This is a genomic window from Pseudoalteromonas sp. NJ631 (assembly GCF_000276645.1).
Classification (GTDB): Bacteria; Pseudomonadota; Gammaproteobacteria; order Enterobacterales; family Alteromonadaceae; genus Pseudoalteromonas; species Pseudoalteromonas piscicida.
The window spans coordinates 1-25,154 of the sequence record NZ_AKXJ01000021.1; the positions used below are offsets into that span (position 1 = coordinate 1).

The window sequence follows — 25,154 nt, forward strand, 5'->3', positions numbered from 1 at the left end:
GAAATTTGAGATATAAAAAATCTCGCAAGCTAATCAACACATCGCGAGGTAAACTCGCTCCCACCACAGTATCAGCACAGCGCAATATGGTAGGGGGTGGTTCACCCACCGATAGGTTGCAATGAAATTCCGGAAAAAACCTCGCGAGGTAAACTCGCTCCTACCACAGTATCAGCACAGCGCAATATGGTAGGGGGCGGTTCACCCGCTGAGCATTTGCAAGCAAGAAGCAGCTATATGGTTTTATGCAATAAGGGCTATAAGGAAGGGTCAATTAACGATATGATGGGCTAAAAACAGGGGATTTAGCGTGTCATTTCATTTAATTGCACTGTTGGTAATATTTGCATTGTTTGGTACTTCAGCCACTTACCTAATTCGCTTTATGTATAGCTATTGGATTAAGAAGCAGCTTGAAGTGAAGTATATTATTAATGCGAGTATTTGTGCGCTGTTAGTGATGGTGATCTCAGTGATCAATGAGCTTATCCGATAACCTGAGTGCTCATCAGTCTATAGAGGTACAGCCTGACAGGTATGGGCAATACATAGTGTTTGTATTGGCATCACAGGTTCACAACTAACCGCTGGCGCTTTTCCTTTGTTATTCTGCTTTTCTTGCTCAGTAATAGCGCTAACGACTGCTTCTACATCTTGCTCATCAGTATGCTTCGTTGAATAGATCAGGTATTCTCTTGGTCCACCACAGGTTAATCGCTCACCTACTCCAATTACTTTACACTGATAGCTTGCATCACATCCTATATTTGCTCTTATATCGCTGAGTGTATGCGCAGTATTAGAGCGACTTGTTGTATCGCTTGGTGTCATTTCACAGCCAGATAACGCCGCAATTAGTGTGCCGATGCAAGCGAGAGAAATAGCTAACTTCATTATTGCCTCTAGTATGTAGGACGACTATTTTCTAGTTTAACACACTTATTTTCAACGCATTGTGTTGCGGGTTCAATTAAATGCTGACAGATACTCATCATCTGATTTTGCATATTATAGGCGCGCTCTAATGTAGTAATTTGCTCCGCTAGCTGCTCAACTTGCGCCTCATCTGCTGATCTTGTTGAATACACTAGATAAGAAGAAGGGCCACCACAGGCACGATCGCCAACGGCAATGACTTTACAATGGGTATCGTTATCACAGCTTTTGTCGGCCACGATGTTTTCCAATGATTGTTTATGGGTTTTGATATCAGAGGTATCGAGCTTTTTACCATCTTGTTGAATAGGCAAGCTTGCTTCTTTTGATTCTTTAATTTCGGTGTGCTTTTCGCTTACAGTTTTGGTTTCCTGTGCTTTTTGTTCTGTGGTTTCTTTTTTAGTTACTTCTTCTTGGCAACCAAACAGCAAAAAGGTTGTCAGTAAAGTGGGGATCATCTTGTTCATTATATGCTCTCCTAATGTTTGCTAATTAAACTACGCAAGTCCTTAAGGAATAGCAAGCTCTGCAGCCTGCATACACTATATGTGATTGCAGGCTTTGAAGGACGGCGCTATAGACCGCCTTTGGTGAGTTTTTGTGGATCGAGTAATGATTGAAGTTCGTCTTCACTCAGATCGGTTTGCTCAGCAGCGACCTCAATGATTGGACGTCCTTCTTTGTAGGCAAGCTTGGCAATTTGTGCTGCTTTTTCATACCCGATCACAGGATTTAACGCGGTAACTAAAATCGGGTTTTTAGCCAGTGCCTTTTGAATATTCTGCTCATTTACTTTAAAGCTTGAGATAGCTTTGTCCGCAAGTAGCCTCGCGGTATTTGAGAGGATCTCAATGCTTTGCAAAATATTTAATGCAATCACCGGCAACATAACATTCAGCTCAAAATTGCCAGACTGGCCTGCAACACTAATCGTTGCATCATTACCTATCACTTGAGCACTGGCCATTGCAGCCGCTTCTGGAATAACTGGGTTTACTTTACCTGGCATGATTGAAGAGCCTGGTTGTAGCGCCTCAAGTTCGATTTCACCTAGGCCAGCAAGCGGTCCTGAATTCATCCAGCGTAAGTCATTGGCTATCTTCATTTGTGCTACTGCAAAGGTTTTAAGTTGGCCTGAAAGTCCCACTATCGCGTCTTGTGAACCGATATGATAGAAAAAGTTATTGCCTTTACTGAAGCGGATCCCGATGTTAGTGCTCAGGTTTTGGCTAAATAACTTAGCGAACTGTGGATCGGCATTAATACCTGTGCCGACCGCTGTTCCACCTTGACCTAACTCGTAGACTTTTTCTAAGGAATGAACAATGCCCTGACAGGCGTTATCTACTTGCGCTTGCCAGCCACTTAATGTTTGTGCAAAGGTCACCGGCATTGCATCCATCAAGTGCGTACGGCCAGTTTTGACGTGATGGCCAACTTGCTCTGCTTTTTGTTCAATACTACTAGATAAGTGTTTTAGTGCAGGCAGAAGGTCATACACTGCTGTGATTGCACTACTCACGTGAATCGCTGTTGGGATCACATCGTTTGAGCTTTGACCCATGTTAACGTCATCATTAGGATGAATTGCGACACCGCTTAATTCAGTCGCTAGAGTAGCTATCACTTCGTTGGCATTCATGTTTGAACTGGTACCAGAGCCAGTCTGAAAGACATCCACTGGAAATTGATCTAAGTGTTTGCCATCAATTAGCTGCTGACAGGCACTCACAATTGCTTTTGCTTTATCACTTGATAGATGGCCAAGGGATTGATTGGTTTCTGCTGCGGCTTGTTTGATGTAGGCCAATGCTTTGATAAAGCTACCTGGCATTGTGATCCCGCTAATAGGAAAGTTATTTACAGCGCGCTGTGTTTGCGCTTTGTAGAGCGCATGCTCAGGAACATCTAATGTTCCCATACTATCGGATTCTTGACGAAATGTAGTCATCGTTGCTCCTAATAAAAAGGGTTAAACTGCTGGCAGGTTTGGCACGCATCTCGCTGGAGCTTCAAAAATTGCTGTGACGAAGTATGGTGATGTTTATAAAACCGTTTTAGTGCCAACAAAGGCTTAAATAATTGATCCATGCATTGTTTACGTATGGCGGTATCAACGAGTGGATCGGCAATCTGTTCTAACAGTTCGGACAATGTATTTTTAAGATAAAGCTCTTGCAGCAGCGGGTTATTATGGCGCTCGTACCATTTTGCCATGCCTATGCCTGCCGAAATATATTCCGCAACCAAGAGCGGCGCCTCGAGTTGTGGTCGCTGGCAGTGGCGATTAAGCTTCGCACGATAAGTTTGTAATAAAGTAGCTAGCTGCATAAATACAAAACCAAACGATGTAATGATAATGGTTATCATTACATCGTTTGGTTGGCAATTCAAGCTTTAGTATTCGCACTGCCAAACAATTTGTTTAGCATTCACCATAGCAGCTCACTATGAGTCTAAAATGAATTTAAGAAAGTGTGATTGAGCTTAATTATAGCCGAGGAGATATTGCTGCTCTGAATGCTCTTTCTCTTGTTCTTCGAGTTGCATCAGGTTGGCGACTTCTTGTCGGTAAGCGCGACTTTTCGTGAAGGTATTTTTACGCTTCTTCAGAACAAGTCCTTCGCTTTTAAGTTGGCTTGGCATTTGGGTGATCTCTGAAATTTTCATGCTCGCTTCTCCTCTTAGTACTCTTTAAACTTAGCAGAAGTTGTACCAAAATAAATTTCTTTTCTAATTTTAATTGCTTAGTAGAAGTTTTAGCTATTTGCCTTGCAATTGAGATAAATTCTTGCCTCAATGAGGCGCATAAATCGATCAAAATAGTGCAAACGAAATGACAAAACCTTACTCTCAAGCGTGTGAAAACAATAAACGGCCAATATTAGAAAAGCTCACTCCCTATCTAAATAAACCGTTGAAAGTGCTAGAGGTAGGCTCTGGTACGGGTCAGCATGCGGTGCACTTTGCTGCGGCGTTACCGTATTTAACGTGGCAGACGGCGGACAGGGAGGTTAATCACGCAGGTATTCAAGCGTGGCTTGATGACGCGGAGTTGGAAAATGCTTTACCGCCACTCACGCTAGACTTACACCATGCGTGGCCTGTTAATCAGCGTTATGATGTGATCTATACCGCGAATACCTTGCACATTGTGTCATTAACGCTCGTTGAGCGCTTAATCGCAGGAGTTGGACGACACCTTAAAGAAAGCGGCTACCTGATAGTTTATGGGCCGTTTAATTATCAAGGTAAATTCACCAGCGAGAGTAACCGAGAGTTTGATGCGTATTTAAAATCGCAAGACAAAGAGAGTGGCATTCGCGATCAAGAATGGGTATTGGCGCTTGCAGCAGAGCAAGGACTTACACTACAGCAAGACTATGCGATGCCGGCTAATAATCGCTTATTGGTGTTTAAACGGTAGTTTTGCTTGGCACTCGGTAAAGTAATGCTCGAGTGCGTCAGCTTCGCGCTTGGTAAAATCCTCAAGCGCTTGTTGAAAGTCAGGTTGAAATAAGCGGTGATACGATTGCCTCCACACCGGCTCAAAACCCCTCACTAACTTGTGCTCACCTTGAGCGCCCGCGTCAAAGACTGCAAGCTGATTAGCAATGGCGTACTCTATGCCTTGATAGTAACACAGCTCAAAATGCAAAAAGTCGTAACTATCCTCAATTGCGCCCCAATAGCGACCATACAAGGTATCGCCATCCACAAGATATAAACTGGTGGCGATAATTTCGTGGTTTAAGTAAGCGCAGCAAAGACGAAGCTTATCTGGCATCGAGGTGATAACTTGCTGAAAAAAATCGCGAGAGAGATAGCCGTGGTGTCGCGAACGTTTAAGGTAGGTGAGTTGGTAGCTGAGAAAAAACGCATCAAGTTGTGCTGTGCTTATTTCTCTGCCAACAGTCCAGCTTATGTTAATACCTTGGGCGGTCACAGCTTGGCGTTCTTTCATGACCATTTTACGCTTTCTTGATGTGAGTCGTGCGAGAAAATCATCGAACTCGGCGTAACCTCGATTATGCTAATGAAATTGCACATTGCGGCGCATCGTTAAATGACTTTGAGTGAGAAAATCGCTTTCACGACAAAAATTAATATGGACTCCACTAATGCCTAGTTGGGTGAGGCTCGTGAGCGTAGCGTCAATATATTCAAGCAAGCAAGAAGATAGTCGTTTAGTTAATATTCTTGGCCCTTGAGTTGGCGTAAAGGGGACGCCACACAGCCATTTCGGATAGTAATCAAATCCATGGCGCTCGTAGGCTTCAGCAAAAGCCCAATCAAAAACGTACTCGCCATAAGAATGCGATTTAATATAGCCTGGTAAAATTGCAATCAACTCGCCCTGGCGTTCAATCATTAAGTGATGCGGTATCCAGCCAGTCTCTTTGCTGGTGCAGCCGCTCAACTCTAATGCAAGCAGCCACGCGTAGCTCGTAAATACATGTGATGGTGAAACACAGTCCCACTGTGCTTCTGTCACTTCAGTTAGAGAATGAATAAACCTGTGTTGGTACTCAGTCATTGTGGCCATCAAAAAATGCGAGCAGTGCTTGCTCAAAGTTGCTGTAATCAGGGTTAAACGTGATCCGCGCAAGAGCTGTGTATTGCGTCATGCTTTTCTCGTGACGCTCGCCAAAATGGACGGTTTTACCTGTGCGGCAGTTGATGAAGGCTTGGTCTTCTAAGTGGTAACTGGTGCAATTACGATAAGGCCCTTTGCGGCCGTAAAAAATATGTTCAGGCGGCTGCAAAATACCAATATGAGACATATCGACAATGTTGTCGGCTTTCACGCTACGATAATTCACACCTTGCTTAGTCGATGGTGTTTCCGAATAGATAAATTGGGTCAACGTTGACTTAGGTTGCCACTTTTCTAGCAGCCTTGCCGTTGCATGATTGTCTATGGTGGTATCGACATCGCTATAGCTGATAAACATCGGTACATCTGGCAAAGTGGTGAGTGATTTGAGTGGCGCCATAGCCTGATGGGCTAACGTTGCGCCATGCCATGGGAAAGATTCATATTTGGCGAAATCCAAATCTGCGTCTTCATCTATCCAATTGACAAATGGCACGTAATCAATCCATTTGGCTAGCCAACCGTTCTTATTATGTGGCTCCGTGGCGGGTGAGATAAGTGCAACAGAGCCTAAATTATTGGGTTTGCGCTTCGCTATGCTACTCAGCACCAAGGCGGCACCTGTGGAATAACCAAGTACGGAAAAATGCTTAAAATCTTGGCTCGTCTGTGCGATGGCATAATCCGTATGGGTTTGCCAATCGTCAATATCAACTTCGGTTAAATCGCTTGGTGCAGTCGCGTGGCCTGGCAGTAACATGGTTCTGACATTGTATCCTGCTTCATAGAGTGCTGCCGCAAGGTAGTGAAAAGTAAAAGGAGAATCGGTCAGACCATGGATAAGTAAAATGGCGTGATCTTTGTTGTCATGCTCAAGTGAAAATGGCGCGATTAAGTCACTTACCTTGGGGTTTTTCAGGTTGAGGAATGTTGCAGTGGGCGTCATTAACGGGCACGGCAGTGTAGCGCGAGGATTGCGGCTTTCAATAATTTGCTTGGTAGAACGAATATAATCGTTATAGTTTTTTATATTCCCTACATCGACGGTGACGGGGCCTTTATCGATTGCTTCGCGAAATAATCCCGATGCTTTGCTCTTGGTGAATAGCGACATATCACTCACTTGGGTAACACAGTTTTGTGCGATGACCAAAGGTGAGCCAAGCAGGCTAAAAGCAAATACTGTGGAGGTAAGGTAGTGGCGCATAGTCGGTCCTTATGAGCATAAAATCACATGCAGTATAGCGAGAACAGGTGACGATAAAAATGGTTAGCGGATCGGTAATATGCGTTTCGCAAAAGTTTGCTTGAGGACAATCGTTGATTCAATCCCGCTAATCACCTTACAGGCGCCCAGTTGATGTTTGGCAAATTGTTCATAGCTGGGCAAATCCTTTGCTACGATTTCCAATAGGTAATCATGACTTCCGGAGATCACTGAACAGCTGATCACCTGATCTTCAGATTCCACGTGTTGTTCAAATAAATGCGCTGCGGTTGCGGTATTTTCACTGAGTTTTATAAATGCATAAACCAAAATACTTAGGTCAACTTGCGCTCTATCCAGTGCCGCATGATAGCCTGAAATTACTCCTGTATCTTGCAAGCGTTTTACGCGTCGAAGACAGGGAGTATCGGAAAGGTTTGCCTTTTCGGCGAGTGAGGCATTACTCAACCGTGCATTATGTTGCAAGGCGTTAAGGAGCAATTTGTCCTTGGCATCTAGATTTACCGACATAAACCAAATAAAAGAGTGATTCTTGCTAATCAGTATTAAACTTTTAGAGAAAATTGGCAAATTATGCTCGTGGTGATTTGCTAGCCTTAACTGTGGAATAATCACGAGAAGTAATAATGAGTCCATTAGCCGTACAATTTGACGCTTGGATTAGAGGTCCGTTTGTGGACCTTAACGACAAGCTTGAACATCTTTATTGGCAGCAACAGGATAAAGCAAACGTTGAAGGCGTTGGTGAAACGCTAAAAGCACAGTTATTAGAAGAAGGTAATCAACTGATCCAAGCCTTGTTAGAAGAAGGTAATACCGACGAAGGCTTTGAGCAAGCATTCGACTTACTCGGTAACGTTGGTCTATTTATGGCTGCATGCAGACGCCACGAAATTACCGAGCCAAGCCGTGAAAGGGTGTCTCCACTAACACAAGCATCGGCACTGGCTATGCACATCGGTGCCTCTTTGGGAGTTACACCACGCTTCGCAACGGCTCATCTCACCACACACAACCGGGCAATCAACGGCGTGTATAAGCGCTTTACTTCTCATCCGGCAGAGCGCTTATTCATCGACTACAATACGCAGGCCATTCTTGCCTATAAACGCGCGTCCGAATCGTTAATGAAAGTGCATCATTTGGGAATTTCTCATCCTATGTCATTGGTGCTACTCAAACAAGTTAAGCAAGCGCTGCTTGAGGTGATAGAGTCTAATCGAGAGTTATTTAAGGAACTAGATACCGAGGCATTCTTTTATGTTGTACGACCCTATTACAAACCTTACCGAGTTGGTAAAGAGGTCTATCGTGGCGCAAACGCTGGAGATTTTGCGGGTATCAATGTTATCGATATGATGTTGGGGTTATGCCCGGCGAATGACATTAGTTACGGTCAAATGCTGGTGGAAAAATTCCTCTATATGATGCCAGAAGACCAAGCAACCCTGCGTGAATGCATGCGTACGCCTAATTTAATGGATGCGTTTCTGAGTGCATTGAAAGGGCCGAAAAGTGATTGGTTTGGCCCTGCCTGTAGCTTGTTTATACAAGTGTGTAAGCTGCATGGAGATACGGCCATACAACATCACAATCAACTCGTCGAAAAGTATATCGCCAAACCTTCGCAGGCAATGCAGCAACAGCACTTAAGCAAAGTGACCGCCAGTGGTCCACCGATTGAAGTCTTACTCAAAGAACTCGCAGACTTAAGAGATAGACGAGCAGCTGCCGAGCGCGCTGATATCTTTACTCGGCATCATGACTTAAAACGACTACGCCAAGCAATAGGGGTTAAGCATGAAGCAATATAGGGATGATTTTCACCTGCCTACGGGTCACTATTTATTGAGTCATTCCGTTGGTCGTATGTTGAAATCTGCAGCGGAAGATTTTCATCAGCAATTTATGGTGCCGTGGCAACAACAAAATCAAGAGCCTTGGCAGCAGTGGCTAAGTGGAATTGATCGCTTTACCTCAGCCCTAGCTTCCCTATTACACTCCGATGCGCGCCTGTTTTGTCCGCAAACAAACCTTTCCAGTGGTTTAACGAAATGGACGATGAGTTTGCCCGAAAGTGGCATTCGCAAAGTACGCGTATTGATGAGTGAGCAAGACTTCCCCAGCATGGGATTTGCGTTACAAAACGCGCTGGACAATATTGAGATTGTTTATATTCCCGAAGCGATGAATATGCACGACCTAAGTGTGTGGCAGCAATATATTGACGAGCAAATTGACTGGGTATTTGTCAGTCATGTTTATTCGAACAGCGGTCAGCAGGCGCCTGTCGCTGACATCATTAGCCTTGCTAACCAATATGGCTGTCGAAGCATTATTGATATTGCTCAGTCACTTAGTGTATTACCAATAAATTTAAGCGAGTGGGGCGCGGATTGCGTTATCGGCTCTTGTGTGAAATGGAGCTGCGGTGGCCCTGGCGCCGGTTTTATTTGGGTGAATGAAGATGTCTTGCCTTATTGCGAGCCAAAAGATGTTGGCTGGTTTTCGCATCAAAATCCATTCGAGTTTGATATTCATCATTTTGCGCTGAGTGAAAGTGCGCTGCGTTTTTGGGGCGGTACACCAAGTGTGGCACCTTATATCTATGCGGGGCACAGCCTTGGCTATTTTGCCGAGCTTGGGATTGAGCAAGTAAGAGCGTACAACTTTGCTTTGTTATCTGAGTTACAAGCGGCATTGCCTGAATTTTATCGCTCTCCTACAGCACAGAGTGCTTGCTCGGGGACCGCTATTTTGCATTTTGGCTCGCGGCATGAGGCAGTGATGGAGCAGCTTAAGCGAGCAGGCATTGCTGTGGATAATCGTCGCTACGGTATTCGTGTCTCACCACATATTTATAATAGTCAGGAGGACATCGCGCAGTTGGTGCAGGTTATCAACGAAAGCTAGCTTCCCAACCCTAGTGCTTTTTTAGTCTTCTTCTTCACCGAGCGCCAATGTGTCATTGGCTGCTTGGGCGCGCGCGCTATCAATGCGTTGAAATCAATTTCTTCAGCAAGTACCTCTCCTTGATGTGCCAAGATCACTGAGTGGGGTTGTAGTGCCTCGACTTTGGCAAGAGATTGGCGATACAAGCGTGGATAGAATACTGGAAAAGGTGCAACAAATTGCCCTTTCACTTTTACCGTCAAATCCGCCACATAGATGCGCTTACTGGGGAGATGATACAAGCTCAAATCTCTATCCGTATGACCGGGTGTGTGTATCGCTTGCCATTCGTTAAAGTGGGGCAAGCTATCACCATCGGCTAGGTAAAAGTCTGGTGATAATTGTCTTGGGTACCAAAGATTGCGTTTGGCCTTGCGCTTTCTCCCTGCAACCCAAAGTGCCAGTGCCATATCGGAGAGGTGCATCATGACCCCATCAATACCACGATACCACTGACTGGGGGCATTTGCGGCCGCAATCTTTGCGCCCGTGAGTTTTTTGAGTTTGTGCGCGCCACCGGCATGATCTGGGTGCATATGCGTGACCACAATCAGCTTGAGTGCGCTTAGTGGCTTTTGCAGTTGTTGGATGTAGTTGCAGACCAACTCAACATCGGCACGACAGCAACCATCGAGTAACAGCAGGCCCGTTTCGTGTTCAACCAGATAAATATGTTGAATATAGCCTTCTAAGACATGGATTTTCATTAGTCACACTCATTTCCCCAATTAGATCTCAACATAGCATAGGTTAAAGACATCTGACCAGTTGTGTGTGGAAGTGATAAATCGCAGACATAAAAAAACCGCAATTAAGCGGTTTTCTTATAAGTGATGGCGGAGAAGGAGGGATTCGAACCCTCGATAGGGCTACAAACCCTATACTCCCTTAGCAGGGGAGCGCCTTCAGCCACTCGGCCACCTCTCCGGCGCAATACTTTAAAAATGGCGGAGAGATAGGGATTTGAACCCTAGATACGCTATTAACGTATGCCGGTTTTCAAGACCGGTGCTTTCAACCACTCAGCCATCTCTCCATGGGCAAAGATAATACTTAGCGATTTAGGCGCTGTAAACCGTTTTTAAACTGTTTGCTTAAAAAATGTGCTAAAAGTGAGGTTTTTTTAAAATTGTGCTAGAAATTAGCGGTTTGACGAAGAGGTTTTGTACAAAAATGCTGGTTGAAGTGGTGCTTTTATGGTCTATTGAAACAAATGCTGACGAGAGCATGGCGGGTTGGGACGCCATGCTCTGTGCAGACTTACTTATACATAATCACGTCTTTTAACGCTAAGTGTTGACCACATACTGCCAACCACTTCGTCCAATTGATACGACGTTGTTTAGTTGGTTGTGTTTGGTTAAACGTGTTTTGTGATGGGCTGCAAGGTGCAGCTGAATTAAGCATGTCTGGCTCCTAATAAGCAATGATTGAAAACAAGGCTATTTTGCACGCAATCTGTTTAAATTTAAAACGATAAAAATTGATGTTTTCGGATAAAAATAACTAATGAATTAATGATTTATTCATTTTTGTTTTAATGGGTTTTTTGCATGTTTATGCATGGCTTTGATTGTCTTGGTTAGGCTGTAACCCAATTAATATGGGTGTTTGTGGTTTTTGTTTTTGATTTTTGGTTTTAGTTTTGGTTTTTTATTCATATAAGTTGAGTTTTTGTATTTAAGGGTTTTTATGCTGGTGGTAGTCAACCCTTTAGCGGGTGCTGAGGGGAAAGCGCAAATTGCATGGTTAAAGCAACAATTAACACAACAACAGTTGACGGCAACTTGGTTTAATACCACTGGAAACTTTGTCGCAGATAGGGACGCAATTGCTCAAGCTGCTACGACGGGAGTTAGCGTGGTGGTGATTGGGGGGGATGGCACGTTGCATCTAGTCGCCAATGCCATTGCTGAGCGGGATAACACGCTTGCGTTGCTGCCTGCGGGGACTGGCAACGATTTTGCTCGGCAGTTTAATTATTCCAAAGCACAGTGGCGAGCAGCTGTATTTTCAGATCAGGTCACAAGTATTGATTTGGGTAAAGTGGACGGGCGCTGGTTTGTCAATGTTGCTGGGATTGGTTTTAACGCGCATGTCATGAATAACTTAGGACAAACCAAACGTTTAGGTAAGCTGAGCTATACCTATGCGGGACTAATGTCGCTGTTTACTGCCAAGCTCATTCGCTATCGCAGTAACGTGTGGCCTGAGCTGGGTATGATGTTGTTACTTGCGAATGGCAAACACTTTGGAGCAGGGTTAACTCCCGCTCCTATGGCTTGCCTTGATGACGGTCAGCTGGAGCTACTGTGGTTCACGCCGCAAACGCATTGGCAGCGGGTGATATTGTTTGTCAATATGCTGCTTAAACGTCATATGGGTACAAGAAATGTGCACCACGGCCGCATTGCAGAGCTTTTTATCGAACAAGAGGGTTATGACATTGAGGCTGATGGTGAGATTGTTGGGCGCACGCCTGCGACGATAACCTGCTGCCGCCGAGCTCTGAGCATAAAAAAAGCGCCATTATAAAATGGCGCTGAAAAGTAAGAAGCTAAAGCATTGGTAAGACTTCAACTTCTAACTGGGGACCGAATGGACAACCAAGCGTAGATGCGATCTAAAGGCGTGAGTACAATCGCATTACCTAGGATGACCAAAATAAACCCAATAAATGTATTTTGCTGCCACTCAAAGCCTTCAAATAAGGTACTCAAGGCCACGGCAACAAAAGGAAATAACACTATCAAATAACTCGCTTTCTCAGGCCCAATATTCTTGAGTAGTGAGAAATAACAACCAAAGGCAATGACGGTGCCAAACACGCTGAGGTAAATCAGAGACCACCAATATGATGCCGGCGCTTGGTTGATAAACTGATGTTCACTAAAGGTGACATAGGTTGCTAACATGACAGCGCTGTAAAGCATGCCCCACGCATTTCCCGCCATAACATCAATTTGCTGATTGGAATTGCGTACGCTCACCATATTACCGAGTGACGCGACCACTGTTCCTAATAGAGCTAATGATAATCCCAAGAAGGCCTCGCTTTGCAAATCAAATGCGACCAAATCGTGCCAAAACAAGCTGACTATCCCAAGCGTGCCCAGTGATGCGCCAAAGTAAATTCGCTTTGCAATAGGTTTGGCAAAAAACAACTTAGTGTTGACGATGTTAACGACCAATAATAATGAAAACGCAATTGATGCCATCGCTGACGTTAAATGTGCCTGAGCCCAATACAAGAAGAGATAGTTAGCACCAAAATTACACAGCGCTAAGAGGATGAAAAAGCCGTGATCTCGGCGAGAAAATCGCATTGGCACACGCTTATAGATGACAAACGCCCACATACAAACCGCGGCGAGGCCAAAGCGGTAAAACAGCGACACAAACTCGTTGATGCTGCCAAGTTGGTATTCAATGGCAAGCCATGTTGATCCCCAAATCAACACAGTGATGGCGTAAAGAAATAGATTTTTCATGATCGGCTCTAGATTCAAACAGCAGTGGAAGTATGTAGTTTACGCTGTTATTCTGTATAAGCTATATACAGAATTTACTAATTTATACCTATACAGATTATTGCTTATGAGTACCGTTATTCAACGCCAACATTCCGCCTTTCTCTATCAGCAGGTGATCCAAATGATCTTGTCGATGGCAGAACAAGAGTCAATTTTACCGGGCGAAAAGCTTCCCTCATTGCGTGTTATGGCGCAAAACTTAAATGTCAGTATCCCAACGGTAAAGCAGGCCTATCAAGCACTTGAAGATCAAGGAAAAGTCATTGCCAAAGAGAAGTCCGGCTACTTTTTATGCCACAGAGCTTCGCACAACGACTCACCGAAGCGTGCACGATTGCCCGCCAAACCTGTAGTGGTTAACAAGCAGGCGTTGATTGAACAAGTGTATAAGGGGATCCATCAGCCACATGCAATCCCCTTAGGTATCGCTAACCCCATTGCCATTGCGGGTACCGAGCAGGTTCTTGCCAAAATTATGCGCCGCGCAATGAAAGAAGCAGGGAATGAACTCATTAATTATGGTCCTATGGATGGTTTAGATAGTTTAAAAAAGCAAATCGTGCGGCGTTATTTGGATATGGGCTTAGCAATAGACATGGATGAAGTGGTGATCACCAATGGCGCGCAAGAAGCATTGGCGATTGCGTTACAAGCGGTAACCAAGCCCGGAGACGTGATAGCGATTGAATCTCCCTGTTATTTTGGCATTGTTGAACTGGCTGAAAACTTAGGGTTAAAGGCCATTGAAATACCTGTTTGCCCGGATGATGGTATTTGGCTGAGCGACCTTGAACGGGCACTTGAAAAGCATGATATTCAAGCGTGTGTGTTTTCTACCAGTATTAGTAACCCGCTTGGTAGCTTTATGCCAGATACGAGACGTGCGCAGCTGGTGGCACTATTAGAGCAACGTGACGTGGTGTTGATAGAAGACGATGTGTATGGTGATTTATATTTTACCGAGCAGCGCGGCATACCGGCACAAGCATTTAGCCAAAAGGGTTTAGTGATCACATGTGCGTCATTTTCAAAAACCGCAGCGCCCAGCTATCGAGTGGGTTGGATGGTCGCCAGTCAATTTAGTGCAAAAGCAAAGCGCATAAAACGTGCGTTGAGTTGTTCGTCATCTTTAATGAATCAATGGGCTCTGGCGGACTTTCTCAGCTCCGGAGGCTACGAGCGCCATTTAAAGTTGGTCCGTAAACGGTTAATTGAGAATCGAGATCGTATGATCCAAGCGGTGAATGTTGCATTTGGTAGTGAGGTAAGAGTCAGTCGCCCGCAAGGCGGTTGTGTGCTGTGGCTAGACTTAGGTAAGCACGTTGATGGTGCCTTGTTGTTCCAAAAAGCCTTGGAGTGCGGGATCAGTATTACGCCTGGTACGTTATTTAGTGCCAGCAAAAAGTATCAAAATTGTATACGTATCAGTTATGGTTTGCCGTGGGATGCGTCGGTAGAGCAAGCGATTAAAACGCTGGGGGAGTTGGCTGATGCACAAAGGAAAGGGTTGGCATAACGTATTCTGAATTAAAAGTAAGTTATGCCAACGTCAGATTATTTAAATTTAAACAGTTGGTACTCTGACATTGCGGGAATAGACTTTGCGACAATGGCTTCGTTTTTCGCTATTTGTTCAAAGTCGCCACACAGTGCGTCTGCTTTTTTCTCAATAGATTCAGCCTGTTGTTCAACTTTGGTTTCGATTTGTGTTGCGAAGTTTTCCATACGCTGTTCAAAGCTGCTCATATCACCATTTGCATCTGACATTTCGTTGCCAATCGCAACCAGTAAGCTACCTATCGATTGCATCATGGCACCTTGTACCGCGGTCTCGATTTTTTCTTCAAACTGATTATCAAAATTTTGGCCAAACTCATCAAAGGTTTGCTTGCCCATCACAAACGCACCTTGCTGATAAAACGTATTTTGCACTTCTGTTTCGAGGTCATCGATCACGGCATGGATGCTATCTAAACTGGTTAAATTAAAGGTTTGCGCCACTTCATTAAGGGCAACGCCCGCTAGCTTTATGCCTTCAAAAGCAATATCAGCCACTTGTGGTAGGCGGCCTCTTAGTTCATCACCGTATTGCGTGAGCATCGTTTTTTGCTGTGTATTAAGCGTGATGCGCTCGCCATTGAGTGTCAGTTCGCCAAGGTTGTTGATCTCAGCTGTTTTGTTTTTGGCCGTTGTGATCACCAAGTTATCAGGCGTGATCCTAACGTCATTCTGAAATTCTACTTCACAATTGTCACCGCTAAACGTGATGTTATTTTTTTCGTGTGCAGCGACAGTGGTTGTCATCATTGTTGCTGCTGTTAGTAGTAAAATTTTATTCATGGTCGATCCTTATTGGCTCAGTTGCATGATTATTGTTACAAGAACAATGCCAAATATAAACTCAAATAAAATCAATATATTGTATTTTATTGTTGAAAGTTAATGTGCTCTAAAAGTGATGAAATTGACTAAAATATAGTTGTTTTTGTCAAAATGAATTAGGCAATAAAAAATTTTTATTGTAAGGATAAGAAACTCTCACTTTTCAGAATGACAATTTAGCGCTAAATAGTGATCTTGAGAGACGGCTCTCATTTTATTAATGACTATTTTATTTTGGAGTTAGTTGTGGGTAAGACATTCTCTTACGATGCGCTTGATGATGATTTTGCAGACGATGAATTTGAAAAGTTGGGTCGTAACCAACATGATAAGCAAAAGCGTAAAGTCAAAAGAAAGCTAGACGACTACTTAGAGCAAAAACGCCTACGTAGAAATCTAGGCGATGATGATTTCGACTATATTGATGATTGATCACTAGACGTCATCTACGAGTCTAGCACTGACAGTAATTCAATTTGGCTGTGTGATTAAGCAGGGCTGTGGGTTACTCAGTGCGATGTCTGAGTCACTGTGTCGTTGGTGATAACCAAGCGAGTGACGAACTATTCAGATAGTAAGCAGCCGCAAATATGCGGCTGTTTTGTTTTTATACGATTGGTATTAATCTTTAAAAGATTTATGGCAGTCTTTACAGCCTTTTGCCCAATCTTTAAATGCAGAAGCAATCAGCTTTTTGTCGCCAGAGTCAGCTGCAACAGCCAGTGCTTGAGCATACTCAGCAAATTGCTTGGCTTTACCATCGAACTCAGCTCTGTTTGACCAAACGGCTGGTAGGGCATCAGTATTGCCTTTGTCAGAACCGTCGATAAATGCTTCCCAAGGCATTTGCGATAATTGTGCAGCATTGTGAGCACGTTGCTTAAATACTTCAGCATCAAATGGCACTTTGCCTTTTAGCATGTCGCCCATATTGCCAATCTGGAAACGGATCAATTGGAAAGACGCTTGGCGGTATTCAATTGCATCTTCAGCCGATTCAAACATAGTGTTAGCTTGCGCTGTTGCTGCAAGACAGCTAAATAGTGTGACGGTAAGTAGTTTCTTCATAGTAAACCCCTAATATTTTTCCCTATTTTCAATGTAAATTACAAATATAATCAAACAATTGCGATAAGTGCCCTGTGACGGAAGCAACTAGTTTTAAATAATCAACTCTCGATGTCTTTGAATATCATGCCCCTGCGCATACTGCGGGTGGCTAAAAAGATTTCTCCCAGCAAAGAGACAAACGCGCCAATAAGCAGCACCATAGCCGCGATAAAACAAGACGATAAAGTAATACCCAATGGCATACTGTACAAGTGCGACATGAACAGCAGCATAACCACTGCACACACAAGCAACGCACTGAGTACACTCATGCTAAATGCAACGTGGATAAAACGAGACCGTTTTAATAGTGCGCGCATTTCACGGCTAAAGTGCATTTTGAGCTCTTCATCTTGCGTGGTATTGATTTTGCGATCAAGTAAACGCGCCCTATCCGTGATCCGTGCTAAGCGGTTTGATAGTACCCCTAAGGTCGCAGCAATACCCGTAATTAAAAATACAGGGGCAACGGCGGTTTGGATAACTTTGGCCATTGTGAGAATGCTAACGACTTCTGGATTCATATAGTTACCTCGTTAATTCCAGTTTAGTTTTGATAAGGTGTTGGGTTGCTCACCGATGAGGGTTTGCATCACTCGGTTGCGTTCATCAAGCAAGATGACTCTAGGAATGCCTTTATTGGCATACGTGTTGTAAATATCTCGATTGGGATCGGCAACAAAATGGATGGGCAATTGCATGGTTTCGTTGAACTGCTCAAGCGTAGTGTTAGTTTCTTCTCGGCCAATGGCAACGATGGTTAACTCGGCCTGGGTGAGTAATTCAGATTGTTTTAGTTCACTCAATAAACGTTGCGAATCGGAGCACCACGTCGCGAATAAAATCACCAACTTTTTGTGATTAGCATCGAACCTAACAGCTTGGTTTTTGATATCAGTAAATTGCAAATGTTTAAAGGAGTCGCCGGTGTGGATATAGGTCTGATAGCCATCGTCTGCTTGTGGTTGTGCTTCGTTAGAGGCCTTACAGCCACTTAATCCGGTGGTGAGAACGGTACTAAGTAGTAACATTTTTATTGTTGTTTTCATGTCTATTCCTTGTTTCCGTGTCAGTGTTTTTGAAGTCTTGCGCGCATTTCAGTATATTGCCCCACTTAGATGATTTCTTAAAGTCCAATTTCTTATAGCCGTTGATATGATTTATCTTTCTTTATTTGGGCTTGCTTTTATTGCCGCAACACTATTACCTGCGTCGTCGGAGCTGGCGCTGAGTGGGCTCGTTGTGAAACAACAGGGTGAATTAGGTTGGTTATGGCTGGCTGCGACAACAGGTAATTTACTTGGTAGCTGTGTGAACTATTATCTTGGCTGGTTTATCGCTAAGTGGCGGGATAAGCGCTGGTTTCCGGTTTCTCAACAGCAATATGATAAGGCTTGTGGGCTATTTAATCGTTACGGTAAGTTTTCATTGCTATTTGCTTGGCTACCCATAGTCGGAGATCCTTTGACTGTGGTAGCGGGGTCTCTACGGACCTCTTTTTGGTGGTTTTTTGTGTTAGTCGCGCTCGGTAAAGGCGCTCGTTATGCACTGGTGATTTACCTTGCCTTACAGGTGATTTCTTAACACCAGAAGGCAAGGAAGTGAATATCAGAGTCTTATCTCTTAGTTTAGCTTCTGTACCAATCGAGCGTCAGTGACACTGAGTCAGCAAACCGTAAAGCGTGCGGTTTATCTACGGTGACTTTTGCATACGTCACGTCTTGATGTTGATGACATTCAGCAAGTATGTCAGCCACTAATTTCTCAAGTAACAAAAAATGCCCTTCTTCTACCAGTGTGATGACAGCTTTGGTCACTGTTTTGTAGTTAAGCGCGTGAGCCACATTATCATGATCTAAACATGCCGTATCCGCTGGGTAGTGAATTTCAATATTGATCACGACATCTTGTTTTTTTTCCCGCTCCTCGGGATTAAAACCAATAAAGGTACGTAGCCTTAAATTCGTCACCTTAATAATGGCATTCGACATAGCGTGCTTATCCTTTCACTAACTGTAAAAATTCGTTGCGGGTTTTGGGGTCGCTTCTGAAGTTACCAAGCATCACAGAAGTTCGCATACTAGAGTTTTGTTTTTCAACCCCACGCATCATCATACACATATGTTTGGCTTCAACGATCACGCCAACGCCTTTTGCGCCGGTGACTTCCTCAACGGCCTTGGCGATTTGATGAGTTAGCTGCTCTTGGATTTGAAAACGTCGGGCAAACATATCAACAATGCGGGCAAATTTAGACAAGCCAAGCACTTTACCATTAGGTATATAAGCGATGTGACAACGACCAACGAAAGGTAGAAGGTGATGCTCACACATAGAGTACAACTCTATATCTTGAACCAGCACCATATCATCGGCATCCGAGCTGAATACCGCGTTGTTGGTGATTTCATCCAGTGTTTGACGGTAGCCCTGAGTCAGATATTCCATCGCTTTCGCTGCGCGCTTTGGCGTATCTAATAATCCTTCGCGGTCTGCATCTTCACCCACGGCTTCAATAATCGTTTTATAACTCTGTTGTAATTTGTCTTGCATAATGCGTTACCTCAAATGGCGGCCACCGTCGATTTGTACCGTGCGTCCTGTCATATAGTTGCTAGAGAGTATCATGTCGACACTATTGATAACTTCTTTGCTACCAGGCTCAATTCCCATAATAGACTTTTTCAAGGTTTTTGCCTTGTACTCGTCACTATCGTCTTGATTAAAGATGATAAGAGAAGGTGCAATGCTATTCACTTTGATGTTAGGTGCAAACTTAGCGGCAAATGACCGTGTTAAGTTATCTAATGCAGCTTTACTTGCGGCATAGGCAATGTGTTTTGGACTGCCTTTTTCTACTACATAGTCAGTAATATGGATCACATCGCTGACGTTATTGTTGGCTGTCAACAAGTCGCTCAAGGCATGATTTATCAAGTAGGGGACTTTAGCGTGGATCCGCATCATATTGTCGAATAATGCTGAAAAGTCAGGGTTGTTGGCTTCACAATCCCAGCTCGATGCATTGTGGATTATGGCACTGAGCGCGCCGGTATGGGCACGAATTTGGTTGTTGAGTTGTGTGATTGCTTCTGGCTCGTCAAAATCAGCCTTGATACAAATAGCACCTTGCGATTCGAGTTCATTGATAACTTGGTGCTTGGTGCGATACGTCAATATGACGGCTTGCTGTTTAGCGAGAAAGTGTTTCACCAAAGCAAGTCCAATGCGCTGTGCGCCACCAGTAATTAAAATAGGTGCGGCTGCTGGGCTCATAAGTTCATCACCTTGTGAATTGAGAGATTAGGGGGCAGGATGAATAATTAATTATCTCCTGCCAACAATATTATTGTTCGTCGTATACCGTAGGAATTGGCTGACGCTTGTGTTGGGTGCGCTGATAGATGGTAATAAGTTTGTCGTTCACTTCACTGCTAACAGGCTTACCCTCAAGGAAGTCATCAATATTGTCATAGCTTAGTCCCAGCGCCTCTTCATCGGAGAGGCCTGGACGGTCGCATTCAAGATCGGCTGTCGGTACTTTATGTACTAGTCCGGCAGGTGCCCCGAGAAAAGCCGCTAGTGCGCGAACTTGGCGTTTTGATAAGCCAAACAAGGGCGCTAAGTCGCAGGCGCCGTCACCAAACTTGGTATAAAAGCCCGTGATGTTTTCAGCGCTGTGATCGGTGCCGACTACTAAACCGCGAGTCAGGCCTGCTATTTCGTACTGTGCTACCATGCGCTGGCGTGCTTTTACGTTTCCTTTAATAAAATCCACGCTGGCTTGTGAAGGCAGTGGCACGCTTCCACCCGCCATGGCTGCAAGTGCTTGCTCGTGCATGGCATCGGCCGCAGGCTTGATGTTGACTGTTAAGCGCTGACTCGGTTGGATAAACTCAAGTGCAAGTTGCGCTTCATCTTCATCAGCTTGAACGCCATACGGCAAGCGCATGGCAATAAATTTATAAGCCCCAGTACCATGTTCAGCATTAAGTTCATCGATAGCTAGCTGGCATAGGCGTCCACAGGTTGACGAATCAACTCCTCCGCTTATGCCAAGCACAAGGGTGAAGCAGCCAGAGGCTTGTAATCGTGCTTTTAAAAATGAGACACGTCGTTTGACTTCAAATTCTGGGTCAATAATTGGCTGAACTTTCATTTCAGCCATGATTGCTTCACGCATACTGGTTCCTCAATACTATCGGGGCGATAAACTTCTATTATGTTGGTGCTGACGCGCTTTTTAAAGCCCTAAATGTGCTTTGATGGTAGCGAGCTCTTGCTTTAATTGCTCAATCTCGGCAATTAAGCTTTCGATTTCGCTGTCATTTTGGGTGCTGGTGATGAGTTCCTCAGGCGCTGTTGGTTCAACGACTTGGTCACCAAACAAGTGTTGATAACGACTTTCTCGTTTTCCAGGTTCTCTGGCAAGCTTAACTACATAATCATGTTCTTGCATCGCACTTAATGTCGATTCAACATCCTGTACGGAGCTGAACTCTGCGAGGCGGCTGCTGCGGGTACGCAGTTCACCTGGCGTTTGTGGTCCACGCAGTAACAACAAACAGATTATCGCTTTTTGTTTCGCGTTGACTTTAAGGTGGCCAAAATCACTGTTACAAAAACGCTGGCTGTACTTGTCGACGCGACCAGACAGTGCTTCGTCGCAGGTAATTAAGCGTTTTTCTTGTAGGCGAGTCAGTGTGTCTAATACGTCATTTTGAGAGAGTTCCATCACCGGCTCGCGATTGGACTTTTGATTACACGCATTGGTGAGGCCATTGAGAGACATGGGGTATTGTTCTGGGGTGGTGACTTGCTTTTCGATTAAGCTACCCAGTACGCGTTGCTCTTGAGTATCTAATTGCATCACTTTCCTTATTTTTGTTGTTGCTGATGAGATGTATAACATCATCTTGATAGTAGCAATATAATATCAATATTTACTGTAGCAAAGTATGCGAGCTAACTTTGTTGGGCCGTAGACGAAGGTGCCTGCATTGTTTGCTGTGGTTTTATTTGCAGAAGTTTGGCTTTTAGCTCATCAAAGTCAATGGGTTTGGTGAGGTAATCATCCATACCAGCATCAAGACACTTTTCTCTATCACCTTGCATCGCGTTGGCGGTGAGTGCAACGATCACGCTATGCTGATGGATTTTTCCGGCAACCCCTTGGCGGATCTGCTGTGCTGCCTGATAACCATCCATCACCGGCATCTGACAATCCATTAGAATTACATCGTAAGGTTTGTTAGTTGATTGTAAGTGTGCAAGCGCTAACTCGCCATTTTCTTGGCAGACTACTTTTGCGCCTAAACGTTCTAACATCGTCATCGCAACGGTTTGGTTTATCCGATTATCTTCCACCAATAAGATTGAGCATGCTAACAGAGGATCAGCACTGACCTGTGAGTTGGTTTTGACTGATTTCGGCTTGTCTGGGTCTTGATAATCAGAGTTGAACACCTGAAGTGCTGCATATGGCGTGATGGGATAGTACACCCGCTCGCAAGAGGAAAATAGCGAGAGCGTTTCGCTACTTTGTTCTTCAACGGCAAGCACATGAACGATCTGTTGTTGTGTTAGCTGCGTTTTGAGGGCTTGTTGCTTTTTCCGCGGGGCGGCATTGAGTAATTTGGCATCCAAAATAACAGCAAGATGTGAGGACGGTTGTTGCAGTTGTGTCATGAGCATATCAAGTTGCTGCACGTGTAAGCACGTGATATGCCAAGGCTTCAGTAGTTTACTGTAGTCTTCATTGATTTCACTTAATATATATAACGTTGAGTTATCAGACTTTTCATGCACGGTAATGGGCTTTGCCGCTGTTAGTAGTACATTACAGGAAAACGTGCTGCCAACGTGTTCTTTACTAAATGCTTGTAGGTCACCACCGAGCAATTGAGACAGTTGCTTTGCAATGGTGAGACCAAGCCCAGTACCACCATATTGTCGAGTGGTTGATAAATCAGCTTGGGTAAATGAATCAAAAACTTTATTGAGCTTTTCCTTTGAAATACCAATACCGGTATCTTCTACACTGCACCATAACCGAGTTTGATCGCCCGTTTGTTCGGTATGGCAGCTTAATGTCACGGAGCCATCATGGGTGAACTTAATCGCATTGCTTAGTAAATTATTAAGAATTTGTTTGAGGCGATTTGGATCCGTTTGCGCGGTATGGACTTTCATGCCCGATAAATCGATGTGTAGCCGGTTATTGTTGGCATCAGCGGCGCGCACAAACGCTGACAGCATATTGCTTAGCATTTCGATAAGATCGAACTCAACAAATTCTATCGTTAGCTTACCAGCCTCAATTTTGGAAAAGTCGAGAATGTCATTAATGATGGTGAGCAAGGATTTCGCTGAACTATGTGCCAAAGAGAGCTGGTGGTGTTGGGTCGAAGTGAGTTGTGAGTGCATTACAAGCTCAACCATGCCCATTACGCCATTGAGTGGAGTGCGTATTTCATGACTCATACTGGCTAAAAACTCTGCTTTCATTTTAGCGGATTGTTCTGCTAAGTCTTTATCAATGATGGCTTGATTTTTTGCCTTTTGATGGGCTTTATTAATAAAAAGGCTTCCTAACATGGCGGCGATAGATTTCATTAAACGGAGATCGCTTTGACCCCAAACTGGACTTACAACATCGTACTCTGCACAAAGAACGCCTAAGGTTTGGTTTTTATGACTGATGGGGCAGCAAAGCATCGCCTTAATTTCAAAAGGTTCAAGGTACGTCGTGGTGAGGGTCATTGTTGCAGGGTGGTTTTCAGCTTGTTCCGCCGCAATTATTTGGCCACTCTCAATTTCACTAAAGAATGCTGGTGCTATTGCTTTTCGCCAAGGAGGAAAGTGCTCTAAGTTATCCATCGCTGCATTTGAAAAACACACTGGGATCAGCTGGTTTTTATCCTCATTAAATTGCCAAATACTCACTTTATTCACCTCCACTCCTTTTCTACAGGTATCTGCGCAGAGTGTGAGTGCTTTGTTGAGATGGTTATTTAAGATGGCTTCGTGAGAGCTCAAATGGGCAAGGAGCTCATTATTTTTGGCGAATTTATCATGTTCCATTTCCATGATTTTGCGTTTATGGATGTTTTGAATGGAACCAAAAATGTGGCTAGTGCGTTTGCCACTGCGAATAGAGCGTGCTTTCACCAGCACCCATAAGTCATCCAGATTTTGAGTTTGGATAATAAATTCTTCTTCGAACTCATGGCCTGTTTTTATAAGTTCATCCACACAGTCTTGCAAACGCTTTCTGTGCAAACCTGCTTTGAAAAACTCTGTCGTATTCATCCAAGTGGGCTGAAACTGTCTCGGCACGCAGAAAATACTACGAGTGACGTCCGACCAAATAATATCGCGTGTTTTGACGTTAATTTCCCATGCACCAACTTCTGCGAGTATGCCCATATTGGTCAGTGATAAAGCATTGCGTTGTAGTTGCGATAGCAGTCGAGTGATGAAGATAAATGCGGCAATAAAGATGATAATCAAGGCGATGATAGCTAAGCGAAAAGGCCACACTGCAGTTGCCGCTGGTTGCCAACCAATGCGAGGCACGGCGTAGAGTTCCCATTCACCTGAGGGCACGTTAACACTAAATGCGAGGGGGGCAAGCGAATGAATATTACTATTGCCATAAAAGTAATCTCCATCTCGGCCTTTGCCATCAACACCTTGAATAGCAATCAGATATTGACTTTCTAATGCGGTAAAGTCTGCTTGTTGATACAGACTATCCATATCGAGCACGACAGAGAGTAAACCCCAGAAATGAGTTTTGTCTGTGTAAACGGGAACTCTTGCGATTAAACCTGTGCCTCCTTGCAGCAACTCCAGTGGACCTGCCATCACGATTTCGCGACTTTCTTTGGCGAGTAATGCGCCGTATTTTTGCGTCGGATGGGTTTGGTAGTCCAAGCCTATGGCTTTTTCATTGCCCTTCAATGGGTAAATATAGTCGAGCCGCATATCTGGAGCTGCTCCGATATTACGAAGGATTTGGCTACTATCGAATAGGGGTTTTGCGAGCTGTTCGAAGCGAGCTTGAGAGAGCTCGGATTGACCAGAAAGGGCAATGCCTAGCCCTCTGACAAGTTGTACATTTTTTGCCAGAATACCTTCTATTTTAGTGCGGTAGACATTCACTTCCTCGGTCGAGCGGCTCTTTTCTATCGCGATTAAGCGGCGATAGTTTACTTGATCAACATACCATGCCACCGCGATTATCACGACTAGCAAAAGCCAGAAGCTATATTTCACAAAGCGAAATTTAAGTGGTGATGTCGATAGTTCAGAGATCATGGTGCTTCTGTGTTGAAGACGATGATTTAACTATAGTTCAGTCCTCGCAAAGCGAAATCTAATTAACCAAAATAAAATGCTTTAACTTGATTGT

At 44.2% G+C, this 25,154-nt stretch carries 28 protein-coding genes, 2 tRNA genes and 1 pseudogene; 8 read left to right on the forward strand and 23 right to left on the reverse strand.

What is annotated here, in order from left to right; translation table 11 throughout:
- Positions 1-310: 310 nt before the first annotated feature.
- On the forward strand, positions 311-496 hold the full coding sequence (locus A587_RS0122350; protein ID WP_010378060.1) for a hypothetical protein: 186 nt from the start codon (positions 311-313) through the stop codon (positions 494-496).
- A gap of 17 nt (positions 497-513) precedes the next feature.
- On the opposite strand, the gene A587_RS0122355 is transcribed toward A587_RS0122350, so the two are convergent.
- The 5 genes from A587_RS0122355 to A587_RS0122375 form a co-directional block, all read right to left on the reverse strand.
- Positions 514-894 carry a hypothetical protein gene (locus A587_RS0122355; protein ID WP_017219369.1) on the reverse strand — a complete coding sequence of 127 codons (381 nt, stop codon included), beginning with the start codon at positions 892-894 and terminating at the stop codon, positions 514-516.
- Positions 895-902: 8 nt separating this feature from the next.
- A complete protein-coding gene (locus A587_RS0122360; protein ID WP_017219370.1) occupies positions 903-1,403 on the reverse strand; it encodes a hypothetical protein in 501 nt (166 codons plus the stop codon).
- 107 nt (positions 1,404-1,510) lie between these two features.
- A complete protein-coding gene (locus A587_RS0122365) occupies positions 1,511-2,887 on the reverse strand; it encodes a class II fumarate hydratase (protein WP_010378065.1) in 1,377 nt (458 codons plus the stop codon).
- Between the two features lie 8 nt (positions 2,888-2,895).
- Positions 2,896-3,306 carry a hypothetical protein gene (locus A587_RS0122370; protein WP_017219371.1) on the reverse strand — a complete coding sequence of 137 codons (411 nt, stop codon included), beginning with the start codon at positions 3,304-3,306 and terminating at the stop codon, positions 2,896-2,898.
- A gap of 117 nt (positions 3,307-3,423) precedes the next feature.
- Positions 3,424-3,606 carry a hypothetical protein gene (locus tag A587_RS0122375; RefSeq protein ID WP_010378070.1) on the reverse strand — a complete coding sequence of 61 codons (183 nt, stop codon included), beginning with the start codon at positions 3,604-3,606 and terminating at the stop codon, positions 3,424-3,426.
- Positions 3,607-3,772: 166 nt separating this feature from the next.
- Between A587_RS0122375 and A587_RS0122380 the strand changes: the two genes are divergently transcribed.
- Complete coding sequence (locus A587_RS0122380) at positions 3,773-4,363, forward strand: DUF938 domain-containing protein (RefSeq protein ID WP_017219372.1); 591 nt, start codon at positions 3,773-3,775, stop codon at positions 4,361-4,363.
- On the opposite strand, the pseudogene A587_RS24300 reads toward A587_RS0122380, so the two are convergent.
- The 3 genes and pseudogenes from A587_RS24300 to A587_RS0122395 form a co-directional block, all read right to left on the reverse strand.
- Positions 4,343-5,482 (reverse strand): annotated as a pseudogene (locus tag A587_RS24300) (GNAT family N-acetyltransferase). The gene A587_RS0122380 and the pseudogene A587_RS24300 overlap by 21 nt on opposite strands.
- Positions 5,466-6,740 (reverse strand): alpha/beta hydrolase, encoded by a 1,275-nt coding sequence (locus A587_RS0122390; RefSeq protein WP_017219375.1) that lies wholly within the window; start codon positions 6,738-6,740, stop codon positions 5,466-5,468. Before A587_RS0122390 ends, A587_RS24300 begins: the two are co-directional and overlap by 17 nt.
- Before the next feature lie 63 nt (positions 6,741-6,803).
- Positions 6,804-7,271 carry an Lrp/AsnC family transcriptional regulator gene (locus tag A587_RS0122395; RefSeq protein WP_026001098.1) on the reverse strand — a complete coding sequence of 156 codons (468 nt, stop codon included), beginning with the start codon at positions 7,269-7,271 and terminating at the stop codon, positions 6,804-6,806.
- A gap of 116 nt (positions 7,272-7,387) precedes the next feature.
- Here A587_RS0122395 and A587_RS0122400 point away from each other — a divergent pair, with 116 nt between their 5' ends.
- Positions 7,388-8,575 carry a PrnB family protein gene (locus A587_RS0122400; protein WP_017219376.1) on the forward strand — a complete coding sequence of 396 codons (1,188 nt, stop codon included), beginning with the start codon at positions 7,388-7,390 and terminating at the stop codon, positions 8,573-8,575.
- Positions 8,562-9,674 carry an aminotransferase class V-fold PLP-dependent enzyme gene (locus A587_RS0122405; RefSeq protein ID WP_017219377.1) on the forward strand — a complete coding sequence of 371 codons (1,113 nt, stop codon included), beginning with the start codon at positions 8,562-8,564 and terminating at the stop codon, positions 9,672-9,674. The genes A587_RS0122400 and A587_RS0122405 overlap by 14 nt, the downstream gene beginning before the upstream one ends.
- Here the strand turns inward: A587_RS0122405 and A587_RS0122410 are convergent.
- From A587_RS0122410 to A587_RS25230, 4 genes are all read right to left on the reverse strand, one after another.
- Positions 9,671-10,420: an MBL fold metallo-hydrolase gene (locus tag A587_RS0122410; RefSeq protein WP_017219378.1), complete on the reverse strand. Its 750-nt coding sequence runs from the start codon at positions 10,418-10,420 to the stop codon at positions 9,671-9,673. The genes A587_RS0122405 and A587_RS0122410 overlap by 4 nt on opposite strands.
- Before the next feature lie 127 nt (positions 10,421-10,547).
- Positions 10,548-10,640, reverse strand: a tRNA-Ser gene (locus tag A587_RS0122415).
- Between the two features lie 18 nt (positions 10,641-10,658).
- Positions 10,659-10,749: transfer RNA gene (locus A587_RS0122420), tRNA-Ser, on the reverse strand.
- Between the two features lie 224 nt (positions 10,750-10,973).
- Positions 10,974-11,120 (reverse strand): hypothetical protein, encoded by a 147-nt coding sequence (locus A587_RS25230; protein WP_017219379.1) that lies wholly within the window; start codon positions 11,118-11,120, stop codon positions 10,974-10,976.
- A 285-nt stretch (positions 11,121-11,405) separates the two neighbouring features.
- Here A587_RS25230 and A587_RS0122430 point away from each other — a divergent pair, with 285 nt between their 5' ends.
- The gene (locus tag A587_RS0122430; RefSeq protein WP_017219380.1) at positions 11,406-12,248 is read left to right on the forward strand and encodes a diacylglycerol/lipid kinase family protein; all 843 of its coding nucleotides are present in this window, start codon (positions 11,406-11,408) and stop codon (positions 12,246-12,248) included.
- A 41-nt stretch (positions 12,249-12,289) separates the two neighbouring features.
- Here the strand turns inward: A587_RS0122430 and A587_RS0122435 are convergent, their stop codons facing one another.
- Entirely contained in the window at positions 12,290-13,204 is a 915-nt protein-coding gene (locus tag A587_RS0122435; protein ID WP_017219381.1) for a DMT family transporter, read from the reverse strand.
- Here A587_RS0122435 and A587_RS0122440 point away from each other — a divergent pair.
- Positions 13,203-14,762 carry an aminotransferase-like domain-containing protein gene (locus A587_RS0122440; protein WP_017219382.1) on the forward strand — a complete coding sequence of 520 codons (1,560 nt, stop codon included), beginning with the start codon at positions 13,203-13,205 and terminating at the stop codon, positions 14,760-14,762. The genes A587_RS0122435 and A587_RS0122440 overlap by 2 nt on opposite strands.
- Before the next feature lie 38 nt (positions 14,763-14,800).
- On the opposite strand, the gene A587_RS0122445 is transcribed toward A587_RS0122440, so the two are convergent.
- Positions 14,801-15,586: a YggN family protein gene (locus A587_RS0122445; RefSeq protein WP_017219383.1), complete on the reverse strand. Its 786-nt coding sequence runs from the start codon at positions 15,584-15,586 to the stop codon at positions 14,801-14,803.
- A gap of 288 nt (positions 15,587-15,874) precedes the next feature.
- Between A587_RS0122445 and A587_RS24305 the strand changes: the two genes are divergently transcribed.
- Positions 15,875-16,060 (forward strand): PA3496 family putative envelope integrity protein, encoded by a 186-nt coding sequence (locus A587_RS24305; RefSeq protein WP_010604204.1) that lies wholly within the window; start codon positions 15,875-15,877, stop codon positions 16,058-16,060.
- Between the two features lie 189 nt (positions 16,061-16,249).
- On the opposite strand, the gene A587_RS0122455 is transcribed toward A587_RS24305, so the two are convergent.
- From A587_RS0122455 to A587_RS0122465, 3 genes are all read right to left on the reverse strand, one after another.
- Positions 16,250-16,696, reverse strand: coding sequence for a c-type cytochrome (locus tag A587_RS0122455; RefSeq protein ID WP_010378096.1), 447 nt, complete (start codon positions 16,694-16,696; stop codon positions 16,250-16,252).
- Between the two features lie 101 nt (positions 16,697-16,797).
- Positions 16,798-17,262, reverse strand: coding sequence for a DUF2721 domain-containing protein (locus A587_RS0122460; protein ID WP_017219384.1), 465 nt, complete (start codon positions 17,260-17,262; stop codon positions 16,798-16,800).
- A gap of 12 nt (positions 17,263-17,274) precedes the next feature.
- Positions 17,275-17,787, reverse strand: coding sequence for a TlpA family protein disulfide reductase (locus tag A587_RS0122465; protein ID WP_017219385.1), 513 nt, complete (start codon positions 17,785-17,787; stop codon positions 17,275-17,277).
- Between the two features lie 106 nt (positions 17,788-17,893).
- Between A587_RS0122465 and A587_RS0122470 the strand changes: the two genes are divergently transcribed.
- Positions 17,894-18,322, forward strand: a complete 429-nt coding sequence (locus A587_RS0122470; protein ID WP_017219386.1) for a YqaA family protein — start codon at positions 17,894-17,896, stop codon at positions 18,320-18,322.
- Positions 18,323-18,366: 44 nt separating this feature from the next.
- Here the strand turns inward: A587_RS0122470 and folX are convergent, their stop codons facing one another.
- The 6 genes from folX to A587_RS0122500 all read right to left on the reverse strand — a co-directional run bounded on the left by folX (position 18,367) and on the right by A587_RS0122500 (position 25,060).
- A complete protein-coding gene (folX, locus tag A587_RS0122475; RefSeq protein ID WP_010378103.1) occupies positions 18,367-18,729 on the reverse strand; it encodes a dihydroneopterin triphosphate 2'-epimerase in 363 nt (120 codons plus the stop codon).
- 7 nt (positions 18,730-18,736) lie between these two features.
- Positions 18,737-19,291, reverse strand: coding sequence for a GTP cyclohydrolase I FolE (folE, locus tag A587_RS0122480; protein ID WP_010378105.1), 555 nt, complete (start codon positions 19,289-19,291; stop codon positions 18,737-18,739).
- Positions 19,292-19,297: 6 nt separating this feature from the next.
- On the reverse strand, positions 19,298-20,014 hold the full coding sequence (gene folM / locus A587_RS0122485) for a dihydromonapterin reductase (RefSeq protein ID WP_017219387.1): 717 nt from the start codon (positions 20,012-20,014) through the stop codon (positions 19,298-19,300).
- A 70-nt stretch (positions 20,015-20,084) separates the two neighbouring features.
- Positions 20,085-20,921 (reverse strand): ammonia-dependent NAD(+) synthetase, encoded by an 837-nt coding sequence (gene nadE, locus A587_RS0122490; RefSeq protein WP_017219388.1) that lies wholly within the window; start codon positions 20,919-20,921, stop codon positions 20,085-20,087.
- A 60-nt stretch (positions 20,922-20,981) separates the two neighbouring features.
- Positions 20,982-21,608 carry a YceH family protein gene (locus A587_RS0122495; protein WP_017219389.1) on the reverse strand — a complete coding sequence of 209 codons (627 nt, stop codon included), beginning with the start codon at positions 21,606-21,608 and terminating at the stop codon, positions 20,982-20,984.
- A 95-nt stretch (positions 21,609-21,703) separates the two neighbouring features.
- Positions 21,704-25,060 (reverse strand): ATP-binding protein, encoded by a 3,357-nt coding sequence (locus A587_RS0122500; RefSeq protein WP_017219390.1) that lies wholly within the window; start codon positions 25,058-25,060, stop codon positions 21,704-21,706.
- Positions 25,061-25,154 lie beyond the last annotated feature (94 nt).

Coding starts and splice junctions, on each gene's coding strand:
- A587_RS0122355 (WP_017219369.1), bottom strand. CDS start 894: ATGAAGTTAGCTATTTCTCTCGCTTGCATCGGCACACTAATTGCGGCG.
- A587_RS0122360 (WP_017219370.1), bottom strand. CDS start 1,403: ATGAACAAGATGATCCCCACTTTACTGACAACCTTTTTGCTGTTTGGT.
- A587_RS0122365 (WP_010378065.1), bottom strand. CDS start 2,887: ATGACTACATTTCGTCAAGAATCCGATAGTATGGGAACATTAGATGTT.
- A587_RS0122370 (WP_017219371.1), bottom strand. CDS start 3,306: ATGATAACCATTATCATTACATCGTTTGGTTTTGTATTTATGCAGCTA.
- A587_RS0122375 (WP_010378070.1), bottom strand. CDS start 3,606: ATGAAAATTTCAGAGATCACCCAAATGCCAAGCCAACTTAAAAGCGAA.
- A587_RS0122380 (WP_017219372.1), top strand. CDS start 3,773: ATGACAAAACCTTACTCTCAAGCGTGTGAAAACAATAAACGGCCAATA.
- A587_RS0122390 (WP_017219375.1), bottom strand. CDS start 6,740: ATGCGCCACTACCTTACCTCCACAGTATTTGCTTTTAGCCTGCTTGGC.
- A587_RS0122395 (WP_026001098.1), bottom strand. CDS start 7,271: ATGTCGGTAAATCTAGATGCCAAGGACAAATTGCTCCTTAACGCCTTG.
- A587_RS0122400 (WP_017219376.1), top strand. CDS start 7,388: ATGAGTCCATTAGCCGTACAATTTGACGCTTGGATTAGAGGTCCGTTT.
- A587_RS0122405 (WP_017219377.1), top strand. CDS start 8,562: ATGAAGCAATATAGGGATGATTTTCACCTGCCTACGGGTCACTATTTA.
- A587_RS0122410 (WP_017219378.1), bottom strand. CDS start 10,420: ATGAAAATCCATGTCTTAGAAGGCTATATTCAACATATTTATCTGGTT.
- A587_RS25230 (WP_017219379.1), bottom strand. CDS start 11,120: ATGCTTAATTCAGCTGCACCTTGCAGCCCATCACAAAACACGTTTAAC.
- A587_RS0122430 (WP_017219380.1), top strand. CDS start 11,406: ATGCTGGTGGTAGTCAACCCTTTAGCGGGTGCTGAGGGGAAAGCGCAA.
- A587_RS0122440 (WP_017219382.1), top strand. CDS start 13,203: ATGATCGGCTCTAGATTCAAACAGCAGTGGAAGTATGTAGTTTACGCT.
- A587_RS0122435 (WP_017219381.1), bottom strand. CDS start 13,204: ATGAAAAATCTATTTCTTTACGCCATCACTGTGTTGATTTGGGGATCA.
- A587_RS0122445 (WP_017219383.1), bottom strand. CDS start 15,586: ATGAATAAAATTTTACTACTAACAGCAGCAACAATGATGACAACCACT.
- A587_RS0122455 (WP_010378096.1), bottom strand. CDS start 16,696: ATGAAGAAACTACTTACCGTCACACTATTTAGCTGTCTTGCAGCAACA.
- A587_RS0122460 (WP_017219384.1), bottom strand. CDS start 17,262: ATGAATCCAGAAGTCGTTAGCATTCTCACAATGGCCAAAGTTATCCAA.
- A587_RS0122465 (WP_017219385.1), bottom strand. CDS start 17,787: ATGAAAACAACAATAAAAATGTTACTACTTAGTACCGTTCTCACCACC.
- A587_RS0122470 (WP_017219386.1), top strand. CDS start 17,894: ATGATTTATCTTTCTTTATTTGGGCTTGCTTTTATTGCCGCAACACTA.
- folX (WP_010378103.1), bottom strand. CDS start 18,729: ATGTCGAATGCCATTATTAAGGTGACGAATTTAAGGCTACGTACCTTT.
- folE (WP_010378105.1), bottom strand. CDS start 19,291: ATGCAAGACAAATTACAACAGAGTTATAAAACGATTATTGAAGCCGTG.
- folM (WP_017219387.1), bottom strand. CDS start 20,014: ATGAGCCCAGCAGCCGCACCTATTTTAATTACTGGTGGCGCACAGCGC.
- nadE (WP_017219388.1), bottom strand. CDS start 20,921: ATGCGTGAAGCAATCATGGCTGAAATGAAAGTTCAGCCAATTATTGAC.
- A587_RS0122495 (WP_017219389.1), bottom strand. CDS start 21,608: ATGCAATTAGATACTCAAGAGCAACGCGTACTGGGTAGCTTAATCGAA.
- A587_RS0122500 (WP_017219390.1), bottom strand. CDS start 25,060: ATGATCTCTGAACTATCGACATCACCACTTAAATTTCGCTTTGTGAAA.